This is a genomic window from Deinococcus apachensis DSM 19763, assembly GCF_000381345.1.
GTDB lineage: Bacteria > Deinococcota > Deinococci > Deinococcales > Deinococcaceae > Deinococcus > Deinococcus apachensis.
Map to the genome: position 1 here is coordinate 214661 of NZ_KB906399.1, position 15340 is coordinate 230000.

The following is a 15340-nucleotide window of genomic DNA, read 5'->3' on the forward strand; positions in this document are numbered from 1 at the left end:
CCTGTGGCTTTACGCCCCGCGCATGTTCTCGATGATCTTGTCCGCGAACTGGCTGGTCTTGACCTCGGTCGCGCCATCCATGTTGCGGGCGAAGTCGTAGGTGACGACCTTCTGCTGGATGGTCTGGTCCAGGCCCTTCAGGATCAGGTCGGCAGCCTCGGTCCAGCCCATGTAGCGCAGCATCATCTCGCCGGAGAGGATGACCGACGAGGGGTTGATGACGTCCTTGCCCGCGTACTTGGGCGCGGTGCCGTGGGTCGCCTCGAAGATGGCGTGGCCGGTCACGTAGTTGATGTTCGCGCCGGGCGCGATGCCGATGCCGCCGACCTGCGCGGCGAGCGCATCGGAGATGTAGTCGCCGTTGAGGTTCAACGTAGCGATCACGTCGTACTCGGTGGGGCGCAGCAGGATCTGCTGGAGGAAGTTGTCGGCGATCACGTCCTTGATGACGATGCCGTTCGGAAGCTGGAGCCACGGCCCGCCGTCGACTTCCACGCCGCCGAATTCGCGCTTGGCAAGCTCATAGCCCCAGTCGCGGAAGCCGCCCTCGGTGAACTTCATGATGTTGCCCTTGTGGACCAGGGACACGCTCTTGCGCCCATTGTCGATGGCGTACTGGATGGCGGCGCGCACCAGGCGCTCGGTGCCTTCCCTCGACACGGGCTTGACCCCGAAGGAGGAGGTCTCGGGGAAGCGGATCTTGGTGACGCCCATCTCGCCCGTCAGGAACTCGCGCACCCGGGCGGCCTCGGGCGTCCCCGCCCGGTACTCGATCCCCGCGTAGATGTCCTCCGTGTTTTCGCGGAAGATCACCATGTTCACGTCCTGGGGGCGCTTGACCGGACTGGGCACGCCCTCGAAGTACTGCACCGGGCGCACGCAGGCGTACAGGTCGAGTTCCTGGCGCAGCGCGACGTTGATGGAACGGATGCCGCCGCCGACGGGCGTGGTCAGCGGACCCTTGATGCCAAAGAGGAATTCATTGAAGGCGTCGATGGTCGCCTGGGGCAGCCACTCGCCCTCGCCGTAGACCTGCACGCTCTTCTCGCCCGCGTAAACCTCCATCCACTCGATCTGGCGCTCACCGCCGTAGGCCTGCTCCACCGCTGCGTCGAGCACGCGCACGCTGGCGCGCCAGATGTCGGGGCCGGTGCCGTCGCCCTCCACGAAGGGGATGATGGGCCGGTCGGGCACCTGGAGCTTGCCCCCCTCCATGCGGATCTTCTCGCCCTGGGTGGGCACCTGGATATGCGGATCGCTGAGCTGGGTCATGTCGGCCCAACTCTACCCCTCCCACGCCTGAGAGGTGCATTGGTGTCCGTGTCACCCGAATGGTGTCGACGCAGTTCAAATTTTCACGCGCCTCTCCTCCCCCCGCTACATGAAGCGAGTGGGCAGCTCAGCTAAAGGTCGAGCTGGGCGGCGTGAAGTCAGGGTTCACCCGGTCGGTGCCTCGCCGCGCGATGCTGGCCTCACCCAACCGGGAATCCACGACCAGGAGGTTCACCTTGAGTGATGACAAGAGCACGTTGGAGAAGATGGGCGACGCCGCCGGAGCCAAGCTGAAGGAGGGCGCTGACCGGGCCCGTGCGGCAGGACACGAGATCGCCAGCGGCCTGACCGACGGCGCCAGCCGTCTGGAGAATAATGCTGAGGCCGCCGTAGACCGCGGCAAGGCCGAAGTCCACAACGCCGAGGCGCACGCCGAGTACCGCGAGGGCAAGCGCGAGGCGCAGGACGGCGACGGGCACTGAGCCGCAGCGCCAGGGCGACCGGCTCCCGATGGTGGGGCCGGTTTTCATGTCTCTTGCGGCCGACGTTGCGGAGGTGGGATGGCGCGCGGGATGGCAGGATGAGACATGACAAGATTCTGGGCTGCTGCACTGTTCCTCGCCCTGCCCCTGAGTGCCTGCGGAGTTCTGGGAGCCTCCCGAACTGTGGAGCTGGATGTGGTGAACGTCAGCCTTCCGGCTGCGGTCTCCCCAGCAGCGCCCCTGCAGGTCGATGTACGGGCCAGCATAGGGTCGTGCGAGGATACGAACCACCGCCTCACCCTGGTTTCCCGGACAACGCAGGTCCTGACGTTGAAGGCCGAGGCAACAAAGACTCGTCCGGGTGCTGTGTGTCCCGCCGTTTACGCCGAAACCACCCTGTCCTACAGCGACCCCGGCACCCCAGCCCGCACGGACCCCTTCGAGGTCATCGTCAACGGGAAGTCGTGGGGCAAAGTGCGCGTTCAGTGAGCCCCGTCCGCCATATCGAACCCCGCCACAGGGACACAACGGAACGGGTGGAGCGTCTGGAGGTGGATTCATGACGGACGAACGACACTTCAATCCGGCCGATCCGCATGCCACACCCATGCACGGCGACACGCCCTTCTTGATCGAGCGGCGCGTCCTGGCGGGTGTTCCCGTCCTGATCGAGCGCCCACCGGAGGCTTCCGACGTGCGGGCCTTCTGCCTGGTGTACCACGGGGCGGGGGCGGCGAAGGAGGGCAAACTGGGCGTGTATTCCGCCCTTGCGGTGCGGGGCTGGGCCGTCGTGATCCCCGACGCGGCGCTGCACGGCGAGCGGGTGAGCGACACACCGCCCGGCCTGAATGCCCGCGAGTACGTCTGGGAGAGCGTGCGCCGGACGGTGGCGGAGGCCCCGGCCTTGCTGGACGCCCTCGAACAGGCGTTCGGCCCGCTGCCCGTCTCGGTGGTCGGGTCGAGCATGGGCGGCTACGTGACGCAGACCCTCGCCCGGACCGAGACGCAGGTGAGGCGGGCGGCGGTGCTGATCTCCTCTGGGGTGTGGGAGGAGCCGGAGGTGAGGCGGCCGGAACTGCGGGCCTTTCTGGAGACCCACCGCCCCGTCACCCACGCGGGCGACGCACCGCCCACCCCCCTCCTGCTGGCGAGTGGGGACAGCGACCCGGTGTTCCCCCTCGCCGCCCACCACGGCCCGACCGCCGTTGCTTACCGCGAGGCCTACGCGCAGGAGGAGTGCCCGGAGAACTTCCGGGAGGCCGTGTTTCCAGGCGTGGGGCACTACACCAGCCGGGGAATGCGGGACGCGGTGCTGGCTTTCTTTCTGGAATCCTGACGGCACGGGCGCGTTCCGACTCTTTTAGAGGGAGGCAACTCTAGAGAAAGACATCGGGCCCACAGGTTGGGTGAATGCTCGCCGCCACCTTCGTCCCCCTCCCCTCGCGCCGGGCCTGCTGGAGTTGGGCTTGTGGGGATACGAGGTCTCCTGGCCCGTCACGAAGCTGTAGGTGGTGAACCGGAGCGGTGCGGCGTTGACCGGTCTGCGCGTGTGTATTCGGGAATGCGTGGAGCGGGCGTACTGGGACTCCAGCGGACCTGGCACGTGCCCCTTTCCATCCGGGGTGACGGCGGCGCCGAACTGACCTTCGACGGCCTGCGTGACCAGCAACATGCTCAGAACTATGTCACGCCTGGCATGGGCGCCCGCTGGGTTGCCGACTCCGGCGGGCAGATCACACTCGAGCAGTGACAATGAGGGGATGACTTCTCCAAAACCCTCACCCTCCTCCCTCCTCGCCCTCGACATTGGCGGCACGTCCATTCGCGCCGCGCTGGTGGAGGGCGGGCAGGTGACGCAGCGACACGAGACGCGGACGCCGAAGCCTGCCCTCCCGGAGGTCGTCCTGACGGCAGCCCTCGGCCTCGCCACCCCCCTGGCCCCACGGGCCTCGGCGGTCGGCGTCGCCTGTGCGGGGGCCGTTGCCCGGGGCCGCGTGACCGCCACAGCCGCCCACACCTTCCCCGGCTGGACGGACGTTCCGCTGGCCGAGCGGGTCTCGGAAGGCCTGGAGTTGCCGTGCGCGGCCTTGAACGACGCGCGGGCCGCGGCCTGGGGCGAATTCAGCGCGGGGGCGGGGCGCGGGACGAGCGAGTTTATGTTCATCACGGTGAGTACCGGGGTGGGAGCGGGATTGGTGCTGGGGGGAAGGCTGCACCTTGCCGCCAACGGGCTGGACGCCGAACTGGGCTTCGTGAGCGTGCCTGCCCACTGGAGCCCCGGCGCCGAAGTCCCAGGGCTCGGTTCCCTCGCCCTGCTGGAGTTCGAGACGAGCGGCACGGCGCTGAATGAACAGGCCCGGAAGTTGGGGTATGCCGACGCACGCACGCTGTGTGACGCGGCCGAGGAGGGGGAGGACGTTGCGGCCGACACCCACCTCCATTCGGCTGCCAATATTGCCTGGAAGATCGCGGACATCGCCGCGTTGCTGGGCGTCACCCGGGTGGCGCTGGGCGGCAGCGTGGGCCTGCGACCTGGATACCTAGCGCGGGTGCGGGAGGCCCTCGCCCACTTCCCTGAACGCTACCGGCCCGAGGTCGTTCACGCGGAGCTGAGAGCGGACGCGGGGCTGATCGGGGCGGCGCTCTGGGCGGGACGGGAGGCGGACGCGACCTGACAAATGTAAAGTTGCGGGCGCCGTAGTCCGGCCCCTCACCCCTCGTTAGCATCTCTTTTTTGCCGTCTGCCAGCGGTTTTGCTTGCCTCCAGGGCTCGTGTTACCCTCGCCTTAATCTCAAGGAGGCAGGGCAATGACGAGCACGCTGATGGAGGGCTTCCTCCCCTTTGAACACGAGCCGTACTTCAACTTTGGGCAGGAGGACGTGGCGCAGAAGCAACGCGGGGCCTACCGCTCGGTGCGCGAGAAGTATTTGGGCCGGACCTTCCCGCTGTATATCGGGGGGAAGCCTGTCGAGGGCGGCGAGACCTTCGATGTCCGCAACCCCGCCGATACCCGTGAGGTCGTGTGGCACTTTCCGAAGGCGACGCCGGAGCAGTTGGAGGAGGCGATTCGCTGCGTGAAGGTGGCGTTCGAGGAGTGGCGTTTCTCCGACCCCATGCAGCGCGCGACGATCTTTAAGCGGGCGGCCGAGCTGCTGCGCGCCCGCCGAATGGAATTCAACGCCGTGATGGGCCTGGAGAACGGCAAGAACTGGGCCGAGGCGGACGGCGAGATCGCCGAGTGCGTGGACCACTTCGAGGTCTTCGCCCGTGAGGCGCTGAAGTGGGCCCAGGGCAAGCCCGTCTATCCCATGCCTGACGAGCACGTGACGATGGTGTACGAGCCCATCGGCGTGGTCGCGGTCATCAGCCCCTGGAACTTCCCGGCGGCGATCCCGCTGGGCATGGCGCTGGGGGCCATCGCGGCGGGCAACACGGTGGTCTGGAAACCCGCCTCGGAGACGCCCCTCTCCAGCCTGCTGCTGGTCGAACTGCTGTTCGAGGCGGGCCTGCCCCGGAACGTCATCCAGTTCCTGACCGGGACGGACGAGGTGCTGGGTGATCCCCTCGTGGACCACCGGGACATCCGCATGATCGCCTTCACCGGCTCCAAGGAGATCGGCTGCCGCATTATGGAGCGCGCGGCGAAGGTGCAGCCGGGCCAGCGGTGGCTCAAGCGCGTGATGGCCGAGATGGGGGGCAAGGACCCGACGGTGGTGTGCGCCGACGCCGACCTGGACGCTGCCGCCCAGGGCATCGTGCAGGCGGCCTTCGGGTACGCCGGGCAGAAGTGCTCCGCGTGCAGCCGCGTGATCGCGGAGGAAAGCGTGTACGACGAGCTGCTGGACAGGGTCGTGAACCTCGCCCGGGGGCTGAAGGTCGGCTCGCCGGAGGAGAATGCCCCCCTCGGGCCGGTCATCCACGAGGGCAGCGCGAACCGCATCATGGGGTACATCGAGAAGGGGAGGGGAACGGCCCGCCTCGTTCTCGGCGGGGAGCGGGTAAATGCCGGGGAGCGTGAGGGCGGCTACGTGCAGCCCACCATCTTCGCGGACGTGGACCCCAAGGACCCCCTCTTCCAGGAGGAGATTTTCGGGCCGGTGCTGAGCTTCACGAGGGCGCGCGACTGGCGCCACGCCATTGACCTCGCCAACGACTCGGAGTACGGGCTAACGGCGGCCTTCTACAGCCGCGATCCCCAGAAGATCAACGAGGCGCGGCGCCTGATCCACGTGGGGAACCTGTACGTGAACCGCAAATGCACGGGGGCGCTGTCCGGCACCCATGCCTTCGGCGGCTACGGCATGAGCGGCACGAACGCGAAGGTGGGCGGCCCCGACTACCTCTTCTGGTTCCTCCAGACGAAGACGGTGGCGCAGAAGTACTGAGTCAGGTGTGGGCCCCCAACCAGGCCCACGCCTCCTCCTCGGTGTGGACGAACCGAATCCAGCGGTGGGCCCGGTGCTCGTACGCCAGCTCGGCGAAGCGTTCCCCGTGCGCCGTGAAGTCCGGCAACACGAGCGCGACCCGGATGCGGTAGTTCGTGAACTTCTGGAAGGCCTCACCCGCCAGCCCGCTTCGCAGCCGGAAGAACTCGGGGGACAGGTCGGCTTCCGTCAGGACCAGCCCGTCCAGGCCGAAGGCAGCTCCGACCACTTCGGGAACGTCGGCTAAGGTGCGGAGCGCGACGCCCAGCTCGCCCGCCGTCTTGATCTGTGGCCCGGCATTCATCTCAAGGCCAGGGTAACTCTCTCCCAACCTCTCTCTGCGAAACTACCCCCATGACCGACACCCAGGCTGACCGGAACGAGCGTGCCCAGCTCGCCTTCGCCCGACTGCTGCCCAAGCTGTTCCGGGGCGGGCAGGCGTTCGTGGGCGTGGAAGCGGCGCTGAGCGGGCTGGATGCAGCGGTGGCCGTGCGCCGCCCGGAGGGTCTCCCTCACAGCGTTGCCGAGCTCGTGGCGCACGTGAACTGGTGGAACCGCTGGATGCTGGACGTGATTGAGGGCGGGCAGGCGATGCCGTACCCGAAGCACGCGGCGGACACCTGGTCCGCGGTGGGCGAGGCCGACTGGGGCCGCGTCAAGGCCGAGTTCTACGAACTGCTCGCCCGCGTCGACACGCACACGGCCCGACCGGACCTTGCCAACCCGGTGAACCACGACGAGACCATCGGGGAACTGCTGGCAGATTTCGCACTGCACACCGCGCACCACTTTGGGCAGGTGGTGACGGTCAGGCAGGCACTGGGGGCGTGGCCGCCGCCCGGGGGCGGGGACACGTGGTGAGCGGGGAACGGGCCGAGTTTGGGAAGGCGGTGGGCAACCTCTTCTCCGGCGGCCCCGCCAATGTCCCCTGGGAGCGGGCGCTGGAGGGGCTGGGGGCGGAGGACGCGGCGCGGGTGCCGCCCGGATTGTCCCACTCGGCCGCGCAGATCGTCGCTCATGTGGCCTTCTGGCAGGACTTCCTGCTCGAAGCGGCAGGCGGGGGTCATCCCGTGTGGCCGGAACACGCGGCGGGTGGCTGGCCCGAGCCCGGAGACTGGGAGGCACTGCGCGCCCGTCTGCTTGGTGATCAGGAGCGGCTGCGGGCGTTGAGCCGCGATGCCAACTTCACCTCCGGCCTCACCCGCGAGGGCCAGCCCTGGGCCGCCACCCTCGTCAACTTCGCGGGGCATGGTGTCTACCACCTCGGACAGGTCGTGCTGATCCGGCAAGCACTCGGGCTGTGGCCGCCCCCGAGCGGAGGGGACACATGGTAGGGGCGCGGGCAGCGGCGGCCCTGGACCTGAGTGCGGCGCTCGCCGTCACGGAGCTGAATGCGGGCGACTCCAGCCAGGCCTCACACGTGTGGCGGGTGGACCTGCCGGGCGGCCCGGTGATCCTGCGCCGCGCCTGGTGGACCGTGCCGGAGGTCAGCCCCTTCATGCTGGGCCTCGTCCGGCTGTTCGGGGTGGACCCCCGCGACCTGGGCGCCACCGCTCGGGCCTACCGCTTCTGGCGGGAACTGGGCGTGTGGGCGGTGCCGGATGTGCTGGGCCTGATGGAGTTCCGGGGAAGCCCGGCGCTCGGGGTGGAGTTCGTGAAGGGCGAGCCCGCCCGTGACCTGCGGGAGGCGGACACGGGGGAGCTGGGGCGGCAGGTGGCGGCGGTTCACGCCCATGCCTCTGACACGTATGGACCGGTGACGGGCGAAACTGGCTTCCCGCTCAGCGACTTCTACCCGCGTGCCCTGAAGGTGGTGCGCGAACTGGCCGAACACTTTGGCCCGGACGCCCGGACGGACGATTGGCCGCAGATCGAGTCGGCCTTCGCCTCCGTGCCCTCCCCTACCCGGGCCGTGCCCATGCTGCTCGACTGGAACGGCACGCAGTTCGTGTGGCGCGGTGGTCAACCCCACGCGCTGGTAGATGTGGAGTCGTGTGCCCTCGCTCCTCCCGAACTCGACCTCTGCCTGTGGGAGTTGCTGCTCACACCGGAAGGCGCCCGGGACTTTCGGGCCGCCTATACGCGGCATCTCCCCTTTCCCGACCTGGACCCCCAACGCGCCGCCTGCCGCCTGATTCTCCGTGCATGGGAGGTGGAGGGTGATCCCCCGCTGAGCGACTGGCTGGCCCTCCCGCCCCTTTTCGACTCCTGAAAGGCTCCACCCGTGACCGATTCCAGCGTCTTCTACCGTTCCCGCAAGCCCTACCCCACCGCCGTGCGCGGCGAGGGCGTGTACCTGTTTGGCGCCGACGGGCGGCGCTACCTGGACGGCTCCTCGGGGGCGCTCGTGGCGAACATCGGGCATGGCCGGGCAGAGGTCGCCGAGGCCCTGGCACGGCAGGCCCGCGAATTGCCCTTCGTCCACGGGTCGCAGTTCACCAGCCCGGTGCTGGAGGAGTACGCCGCGCGCCTCCTGCGCTTCCTGGGGCTGCCCGGTTTCCGCTTCTGGGCGGTGTCAGGCGGCTCCGAAGCGAACGAGAGCGCCATCAAGCTCGCCCGGCAGTACCACGTCGAGCGGGGCGAGCCGGGCCGCTACAAGGTGATCACCCGCGTGCCGAGCTACCACGGCGCCAGCCTGGGGGCGCTCGCCGCCTCGGGCATGGGCGCGCGGCGGGCCATCTACTCACCCCTGATCAACGAGGCCGCGTGGCCGAAGATGCCGAAGCCAGACCCCTCCCTGCCCGGCGAGGAGGATGCCGAGCGGCTGCGCGGGGTGCTGGAGGAGGCCGGGCCTTCGAGTGTCGCCGCCTTCATCGCCGAGCCCGTCGTCGGCGCGTCCGACGCAGCGCTGGCCCCAAATGTGGGCTATCACGCAAGAATCGCCGAGATTTGCCGCGAGTCCGGAGTCCTTTTCATCGCCGACGAGGTGATGAGCGGGATGGGCCGCTGCGGAGCGCCGCTCGCCATGCGCCTGGGGGGTAACCTGACGCCCGACATTGTGGTGCTGGGCAAGGGCCTGGCCGCCGGGTACGCGCCACTGGCTGGCCTCGCCGCGAGTGCTCAGGTGTACGGCACCGTGATGAACGGTTCGGGGGCCTTCAAGCACGGCTTCACCTACGCGGGCCATCCGGTCAGCGTGGCGGCGGGCCTTGCCGTCCTGGACATCGTGGAGCGGGAGGGACTGACGGAGCGGGCGCGGGTGCAGGGCGAGCGCCTGCTGGCCGGGCTGCGGGGGTTGAAGGAGAGGCATCCCACCGTGCTGGAGGCCCGCGGGCAGGGGCTTTTGCTGGGCCTGGTCCTGGGCGACCCGGCGACGGGAGCAGCCTTCGAGACCCCAGGCATCGCCGACCGGGTAGCAAAGGTCGCCATGAGCCGGGGCCTCATTACCTACCCCGGCACGGGCGCCGTGGACGGCACGCGCGGAGATCACCTCCTCCTCGGCCCCCCTCTGACGATCACAGACGCCGAGCTGGAGGAGATGCTGGCGGCGCTGGACGGGGCACTGGAAGCGGCGACGCGGGAGCAGGTGGAGACCGTCTGACTAAGAGGACGGAGAACGGCTCCGGTCCTCAGGAATTTTGGACGGACTCCCACACGGTAGAGAGGGGCGCTGGAGTTCTCCTCCGCCTCGGAACTGAGCGGGGGCAAGTGCTGGAGGGTAGGCTTTGCCTGCGACCCCATCCAGGCCTCCCCCACAAGGGGGGAGGAGCGAAAAGCGCCAAAGCTCCTGCTTTTGAAAACCGTCTCTTGTGAATGGCCGATCCCTGCACGTGACTTGCTCTCGCACGGCCTTCACCCCGCCTTGCTCGCGCAGCGAGACGGTGGCCCGCGACTTGGCACACAGCAAGATCAAGCCTTACGGGTTGAGAAAAGCGACCACGGGCGAGATGGGCGAGCCCTTTGTCTAGCGCAGCGCCACTCCCCCTACCCCCTCAGGGGGTGGGCGCAAGCCGTGTCAAGATGCCCTGCACACCGAACATCTCCCCCTCTCGCTAGGAGGCTGACCCTCCCCTTCCACCTCAACCGCAGCCCTTCCCCCCGTCCCTCCCCCCAAACCGGGGTAGCGTGTGACCCGTGAACCCGTCCGACCTCTGGAAACTGGCCTGGAAAGGCCTGACCCGCCGCCCGGTGCGGACCCTCCTCACTGCCCTGGGCATCACCGTCGCCGTGGCGAGCATGGTGGTCTTCCTGTCGCTGGGCGAGGGCATTCGCAAGGTGTTCACCTCGGAGCTGGGCGGCATTGGCCCGGACGTGCAGGTGAGCCTGAGTGGCCTGACCCAGGGCTTCGCGCCACAGCCCAACCTGCCGCAGTCAGTGGTGAGCGACCTCCAGAAGCTCTCGGGCGAGCTGGGCCTCACCTCGGTGACCCCGATTGTGATGACGGTGCGCGGCAGCCTGGACGTGTCGCAGAGCACGGTGCTGTATGGTCTCCCGGCGACGCAGGGGGTGGAGGCGGTGTTTCCGAACACCCCGGCGGCCCAGGGCCGCAGCCTGACTCCAACCGACGAGGGCCAGGGGGTCGCGGTGGTCGGGGCGAAGGCCGCGCAGAACCTTCACCTGGGGCTGGGTTCAGTGCTGAACCTCAACCGCCGCAACCGGGTGCGGGTGGTGGGTGTCCTGGCACCGAAGTCGGGGCTGGTGGACAGCTTCATCTTCCTGCCGCTCACGACGTTACAACGGGCGGAGGGGGCGCAGGGGCGCGTGTCGCTCGTGGCGCTGAAGCTGGCAAATCCGCGGAATGCCCGGCTCGTCGCGGACACGGTCTCCAAACGGCTGAACGTGGAGGCGCAGACGCAGTCGGACTTCCTGTCCTTTGTGGACCGGGCGCTGCGGATCAGCGACGCGGTGCGCTTCGGCATCTCCCTGATCGCCCTGATCGTGGGGGGGCTGGCGGTGGCGAACACGGTGATGATGGGCGTGTTCGAGCGCACCCGCGAGTTCGGGACGTTGCGGGCTATCGGGGCGCGGCCAGGGTTCGTGCGGTGGCTGGTGCTGAGTGAAAGCCTGCTGCTCGCGCTCGCGGGCGGAGTCGGCGGCCTGATCCTGGGACTGGGGGGTATCGCGGCGGTGAACGCCTACACCCAGCGGCTCGCGGGGATCGACGCGGCGGCGCTAACCCTCCGGCTGACCCTGCTCGCGCTGGGGATCAGCCTGCTGCTGGGGCTGCTGTCGGGCCTGCTTCCGGCGCGGGCGGCGAGCCGCCTGAGGATCACCGACGCGCTGGGGCGCGTGTGATGCCGGGCTCCTGCGTCCTGCGGGTCGAGAACCTCTCGCGCATCTACCCCAGCGGGGAGGGCACCGTCACGGCCCTCGCGCCCTTCACCCACGCCTTTGCGCCGGGGATGACGGCGGTCGTCGGGCCGAGCGGCAGCGGGAAGAGCACGCTGCTCAACCTGCTCGCGGGCTTCGATGCGCCGACCACTGGCCGGGTGTGGGTAGACGGCACCGACCTGCACGCGCTCCCCGAGGCGGGGCGGGCCGACTTCCGGCTGGCGAACTACGGGTTCGTGTTCCAGAGCCATAATCTGGTGACCATCCTGACGGCGCTGGAGAACGTGGAGTTTCCGCTCACGCTGGCGGGGATGGGGCAGCGTGAACGGCGCGAGCGGGCGCGGACGCTGCTCGACCAGGTGGGGTTATCCAACCGAGCCTCGCACCTGCCCTCGCAGCTCTCGGGCGGGGAGGCGCAACGGGTCGCGGTCGCCCGGGCTCTGGCGCACGACCCCCGGGTGCTGCTCGCCGACGAACCGACCGGGAACCTCGACTCGCACACGGGGGAGCGGGTGCTGGAACTGCTGATCGGCCCGGCGCGCGAGGGACGCACGGTAGTCCTGATCACCCACGACCGGGACGTGGCGGCCCTCGCCGACCACACCCTGCGCGTCCGGGACGGGGTGGTGACGGCGGGGGATTGAGGCGAGGCTCAGTTCTGCTCGGCGCCCGCCTACCCCACGCTGGCCTGAGGATCACGCAGCCACAGCGTCCGGCCCCCGGCGTCCCTCAGGCTGACGACGACCTGCACGCCCTCGCCGGAACGCAGCCCGCGCGCTCCGCCTCGGCCGGTGCCCTGGAGGCATGTGCCCTTGCCGCAGCGCCCGCTCTGGGTCGTGGCGGCGCTCCAGACGCCGTCCTCGGTCACGACGTAGACGCCGGTAACGGCCAGGGACGGCAGGGGCGCGCGGCTGCCCTGCACCCGCACCCGAACCTGGAAGGTGTTCCCGTCCAGGTTGGAGGTCGCGTCTGCCTTGAGGCTGCGGCCCGCGATCTGGAGGGCGGTCGGTGCGGCGAGGAGATCCCCGGCCGTGGGGGTGGGGGGCTCGGCCAGGGTGCCGCACGCGCCCAGCAACGCGGCGACGAGGGGCAGCAGCCACGCACGTTTCATATTCACATGAGTATACAGAAAAACCGCCTGTCGGGGCGGCTCTTCTTCACAATTCTCAGCGCAGGGTTACCAGCTCACGTCCGGGGCCGTAATCACGCGGTCGGCGGGCTGGTCGGTGAGCAGCGTGTACGTGAGGGTGTACGTGCCGGGAATCACCCGCGTGAGGAGGATGGTGTCGCCGTCCACGCGGGGCGTAACCGCGGCGAGGCTGGGACCCTGGACGTTCAGCGTGCCGCGCACGGCGGGTGTGCTCCCGCCAGTCGGCAGGGGGTCGAGGAGGCGCACGTTCTCCAACGTGCGGTCCACGGTGAGGGTCAGCGTGACGGTGTAGCCTTGCGTGGCGGTCTCCACGTTCTTGCCCAGCGTGGCTCGGGCGCCCCCCTGCACGGTGCGGGTCACGTTGGCGCCGCCGGGGTTGCGGACGCGGGCCTGTCCGGTCGTGTGCAGGTCGAGGGGATCGAGCACGGCCTCGGCGGTATCCGAGCGGCAGACGCGGACGGGCACCTTCAGGCGTAGGGGCGCGGCGCTGCTGATCTCACCGGGCACCTCCAGTGGGTAGTCGCTGCTCCAGCCCGTGGGCAGGTTGAGCCGCAGCCGGGCGGGCAGGCGCTGCGGGAAGTCGGTGCGGGCGGTCGCGGTGAGCTGGGTCACGTCGCAGGCGTTCAGCACGTCGGGCGAGGTGACGAGCGAGAGCTCGGTCTGCACCCGGTACTCCAGGGTGACCTTGCCCGTCCCGGCGTCGGACACCCGGCCGGGCAGAGGCGGCGTGACGGTGCTGCCGGGAACGGTGCCCGGCGTGACCGGGTAGTCGCCCGGCGGGAGCGGCAGCGTGGCGGGCGTGGTGAGGGACCGCCCGGCCACCTCGAAGGGGATGCCGTTCAGGGGCAGACGCTCACCCCCGTACAGGGCCACCGCCTCCACGGTAAGCTGCCCCAGCGGCGGGCGGGCCACGAAGCGCAGCTTGGCGTAGCCCGGCTGGGTGCGGATCTCGGTGGGCGAGACGACGTTGCCCACGCCCTCGATGATCGCGCTGCTGATCGGCACGTAGCCGGGGGGCAGGGCGGGCCGTACCGAGCCCTCACCAACCAGGGTGTAACTCGCGCCGGGCACCGGGCGGCCCTGGGGATCGACCACGTCCACGAGAATCTGGTTGGCAATCTTGGCGTTTTCAGGAGGGGTGAAGCCGCCCACACGCGCCGTCACGGGCTGGCCCTCCAGGCGAAAGGAGAGGCGGATCGCGTTGGAATACTGCCGGGTCGTGGGCAGCACACGCAGGAAGACCTGCCACTCGCCCACCTCTGCCGCCGCGACGGTGAAGCGGTCGGTCGCCGACCTGCCGTTCTCGCTCGGCGTCAGGTTCACCCGCTCGCCGCCGGGCCGCACGGCCCACAGTTCGGCCTCCCCTGGGCCGTCCACGTCGTAGTTCACCAGGGAGAGCGTCTTGCCCACCCAGTCCACAGGGACGTTCAGCCGGGCGGCCAGGAGGGGCGCCTCCTCCGTGTTGCGGGCGTTCACAGAAAAGTCGCTCGTCTCCAGCACGAAGGGGGCGGCGGTCCGCAGCGCGAAGGAATTCTTGCCGTCGCCCCGGCTGCTGACCTTGAGGGTGTAGGTGCCCGCCGGGAGGCCACCCGCGAAGAGGCTCTCCCAGGTGTGCTCGCGGTTCGTGGAGTAACGCCGCTCGGCGACGGTGCCCCCGGGCCCGGTCAGGACGAAGGTGGTCTCGAAGGGTTCGTTTTTCTGGTACAGCTCGTCGCCGAAGTACCCCTCGCCCCGGCGCCCCTCCACGTAATCGGCCAGGTTGAAGGTGGGGCTGTAGACCTCCAGACCCAGGGGCTTGCCCGAGTCCCCCGGCGAGACGCGGATCAGGTAGGTCTCCTGCGCCTGGGGCCACTTCTCGCCCACCGACACCAGGGGCAGGATGCCGCCAGCGGGATTGTTCGCCTGGGCGGAGGCGGTGCTGCCCAGCAGGGCGGCGAGGGTCAGCAGCGCTGTGTGGGAGAGCGCCTTGCCGGATAGGGGGAGTCGGGTGCTCACTGCCCGAAAATGATAACGGGGCCGTTACCATACGGGCGATGCATTCCCGCGCGCAGGCCCTGATCTCCGAGTCCGCCCTGGGCGACAACCTCACGGCCCTGGCCCGACGGGCGGGGACGCGGCTGCTGCTGCCGGTCAAGGCGGACGCCTACGGGCACGGGCTGGAGCTCGTCTCCCGGGTCGCCGCCCGGCACCCCGACGTGTGGGGGCTGGCGGTGGCGGTGCCGCGCGAGGCGGTGGCCCTGGCGGCGCTGAACCCCGGCAAGCCCATCCTGCTCCTGACCCCGCCCACCCCCGAGGAGGTGGGGCCGCTCGCCGACCTGGGGGTGCGGCTCCCGGTCGCCTCGCTCGCGGAGGCCGACGCGCTCCCCGCCCATGCCCGCGCCCACCTGAAGGTCAACACGGGCATGAATCGGCTGGGCGCCCGGCCCGAGGAGGCGGTGGAGATCGGTCTGCGCCTCGCCGAGCGGGGGCTGCTGGAGGGCGTGTACACCCACTTCGCCACCGCCGACGAGCCGGAGCTGAGCTTCGCCCGCGAGCAACTCGCGCGCTTCGGGCACGTGCTCGCCGCGCTGCCCCCGGTCCTGGCGCATGCGGCGAACGGCGGAGGCATCCTCAGCTTCGGGGAGCTGCCGGGGCTGAGTCTGGCGCGGCCCGGCCTCGCCTCGTATGGGTTCGCACCCGCGCACCTGCGGGGAGTGGTGCCCCTGACGCCCGTCATGACGCTTCAGGCCCGGGTCACGCA

The 15340-nt window shown here is 69.6% G+C and carries 17 protein-coding genes (1 of these 17 only partly in view); 13 read left to right on the top strand and 4 right to left on the bottom strand.

Features of this window, described 5'->3' with window-relative positions; all coding sequences use genetic code 11:
* Positions 1-9 precede the first annotated feature (9 nt).
* Positions 10-1272 (bottom strand): NADP-dependent isocitrate dehydrogenase, encoded by a 1263-nt coding sequence (gene icd, locus F784_RS0105570; protein ID WP_019585726.1) that lies wholly within the window; start codon positions 1270-1272, stop codon positions 10-12.
* A 236-nt stretch (positions 1273-1508) separates the two neighbouring features.
* On the opposite strand from icd, the gene F784_RS0105575 reads away from it, so the two are divergent.
* The 6 genes from F784_RS0105575 (at position 1509) to F784_RS0105600 (ending at position 6140) form a co-directional block, all read left to right on the top strand.
* A complete protein-coding gene (locus F784_RS0105575) occupies positions 1509-1754 on the top strand; it encodes a hypothetical protein (RefSeq protein ID WP_026332292.1) in 246 nt (81 codons plus the stop codon).
* Between the two features lie 105 nt (positions 1755-1859).
* Entirely contained in the window at positions 1860-2243 is a 384-nt protein-coding gene (locus tag F784_RS26770; RefSeq protein ID WP_157465038.1) for a hypothetical protein, read from the top strand.
* A 70-nt stretch (positions 2244-2313) separates the two neighbouring features.
* Entirely contained in the window at positions 2314-3090 is a 777-nt protein-coding gene (locus tag F784_RS0105585; RefSeq protein WP_019585729.1) for an alpha/beta fold hydrolase, read from the top strand.
* A 225-nt stretch (positions 3091-3315) separates the two neighbouring features.
* Positions 3316-3504, top strand: coding sequence for a hypothetical protein (locus F784_RS25990; RefSeq protein WP_157465040.1), 189 nt, complete (start codon positions 3316-3318; stop codon positions 3502-3504).
* Positions 3505-3514: 10 nt separating this feature from the next.
* On the top strand, positions 3515-4429 hold the full coding sequence (locus F784_RS0105595; protein ID WP_019585731.1) for an ROK family protein: 915 nt from the start codon (positions 3515-3517) through the stop codon (positions 4427-4429).
* Between the two features lie 133 nt (positions 4430-4562).
* The gene (locus F784_RS0105600; protein WP_019585732.1) at positions 4563-6140 is read left to right on the top strand and encodes an L-glutamate gamma-semialdehyde dehydrogenase; all 1578 of its coding nucleotides are present in this window, start codon (positions 4563-4565) and stop codon (positions 6138-6140) included.
* A gap of 1 nt (position 6141) precedes the next feature.
* Here the strand turns inward: F784_RS0105600 and F784_RS0105605 are convergent, their stop codons facing one another.
* Entirely contained in the window at positions 6142-6483 is a 342-nt protein-coding gene (locus F784_RS0105605; RefSeq protein ID WP_019585733.1) for a DUF4180 domain-containing protein, read from the bottom strand.
* A 50-nt stretch (positions 6484-6533) separates the two neighbouring features.
* Here F784_RS0105605 and F784_RS0105610 point away from each other — a divergent pair, with 50 nt between their 5' ends.
* The 6 genes from F784_RS0105610 (at position 6534) to F784_RS0105635 (ending at position 12094) form a co-directional block, all read left to right on the top strand.
* Positions 6534-7040 (top strand): DinB family protein, encoded by a 507-nt coding sequence (locus F784_RS0105610; protein WP_019585734.1) that lies wholly within the window; start codon positions 6534-6536, stop codon positions 7038-7040.
* Complete coding sequence (locus F784_RS0105615) at positions 7007-7513, top strand: DinB family protein (RefSeq protein WP_019585735.1); 507 nt, start codon at positions 7007-7009, stop codon at positions 7511-7513. Before F784_RS0105610 ends, F784_RS0105615 begins: the two co-directional genes overlap by 34 nt.
* Positions 7507-8391 (top strand): hypothetical protein, encoded by an 885-nt coding sequence (locus F784_RS0105620; protein WP_019585736.1) that lies wholly within the window; start codon positions 7507-7509, stop codon positions 8389-8391. The genes F784_RS0105615 and F784_RS0105620 overlap by 7 nt, the downstream gene beginning before the upstream one ends.
* A 12-nt stretch (positions 8392-8403) precedes the next feature.
* Complete coding sequence (locus F784_RS0105625) at positions 8404-9720, top strand: aminotransferase family protein (protein ID WP_019585737.1); 1317 nt, start codon at positions 8404-8406, stop codon at positions 9718-9720.
* A 533-nt stretch (positions 9721-10253) separates the two neighbouring features.
* Positions 10254-11414, top strand: coding sequence for an ABC transporter permease (locus tag F784_RS0105630; protein ID WP_019585738.1), 1161 nt, complete (start codon positions 10254-10256; stop codon positions 11412-11414).
* On the top strand, positions 11414-12094 hold the full coding sequence (locus tag F784_RS0105635; protein ID WP_019585739.1) for an ABC transporter ATP-binding protein: 681 nt from the start codon (positions 11414-11416) through the stop codon (positions 12092-12094). The genes F784_RS0105630 and F784_RS0105635 overlap by 1 nt, the downstream gene beginning before the upstream one ends.
* A 29-nt stretch (positions 12095-12123) precedes the next feature.
* On the opposite strand, the gene F784_RS0105640 is transcribed toward F784_RS0105635, so the two are convergent.
* Positions 12124-12561 carry a hypothetical protein gene (locus tag F784_RS0105640; protein ID WP_019585740.1) on the bottom strand — a complete coding sequence of 146 codons (438 nt, stop codon included), beginning with the start codon at positions 12559-12561 and terminating at the stop codon, positions 12124-12126.
* Between the two features lie 66 nt (positions 12562-12627).
* Positions 12628-14595: a hypothetical protein gene (locus F784_RS0105645; protein WP_019585741.1), complete on the bottom strand. Its 1968-nt coding sequence runs from the start codon at positions 14593-14595 to the stop codon at positions 12628-12630.
* A 38-nt stretch (positions 14596-14633) separates the two neighbouring features.
* Between F784_RS0105645 and alr the strand changes: the two genes are divergently transcribed.
* A protein-coding gene (gene alr, locus F784_RS22375) for an alanine racemase (RefSeq protein WP_019585742.1) crosses the window boundary here: on the top strand, positions 14634-15340 show its 5' portion. The gene runs 397 nt beyond the window's last position; the window shows 707 of its 1104 coding nt (coding positions 1-707); it begins with the start codon at positions 14634-14636; its stop codon lies beyond the right edge, outside the window.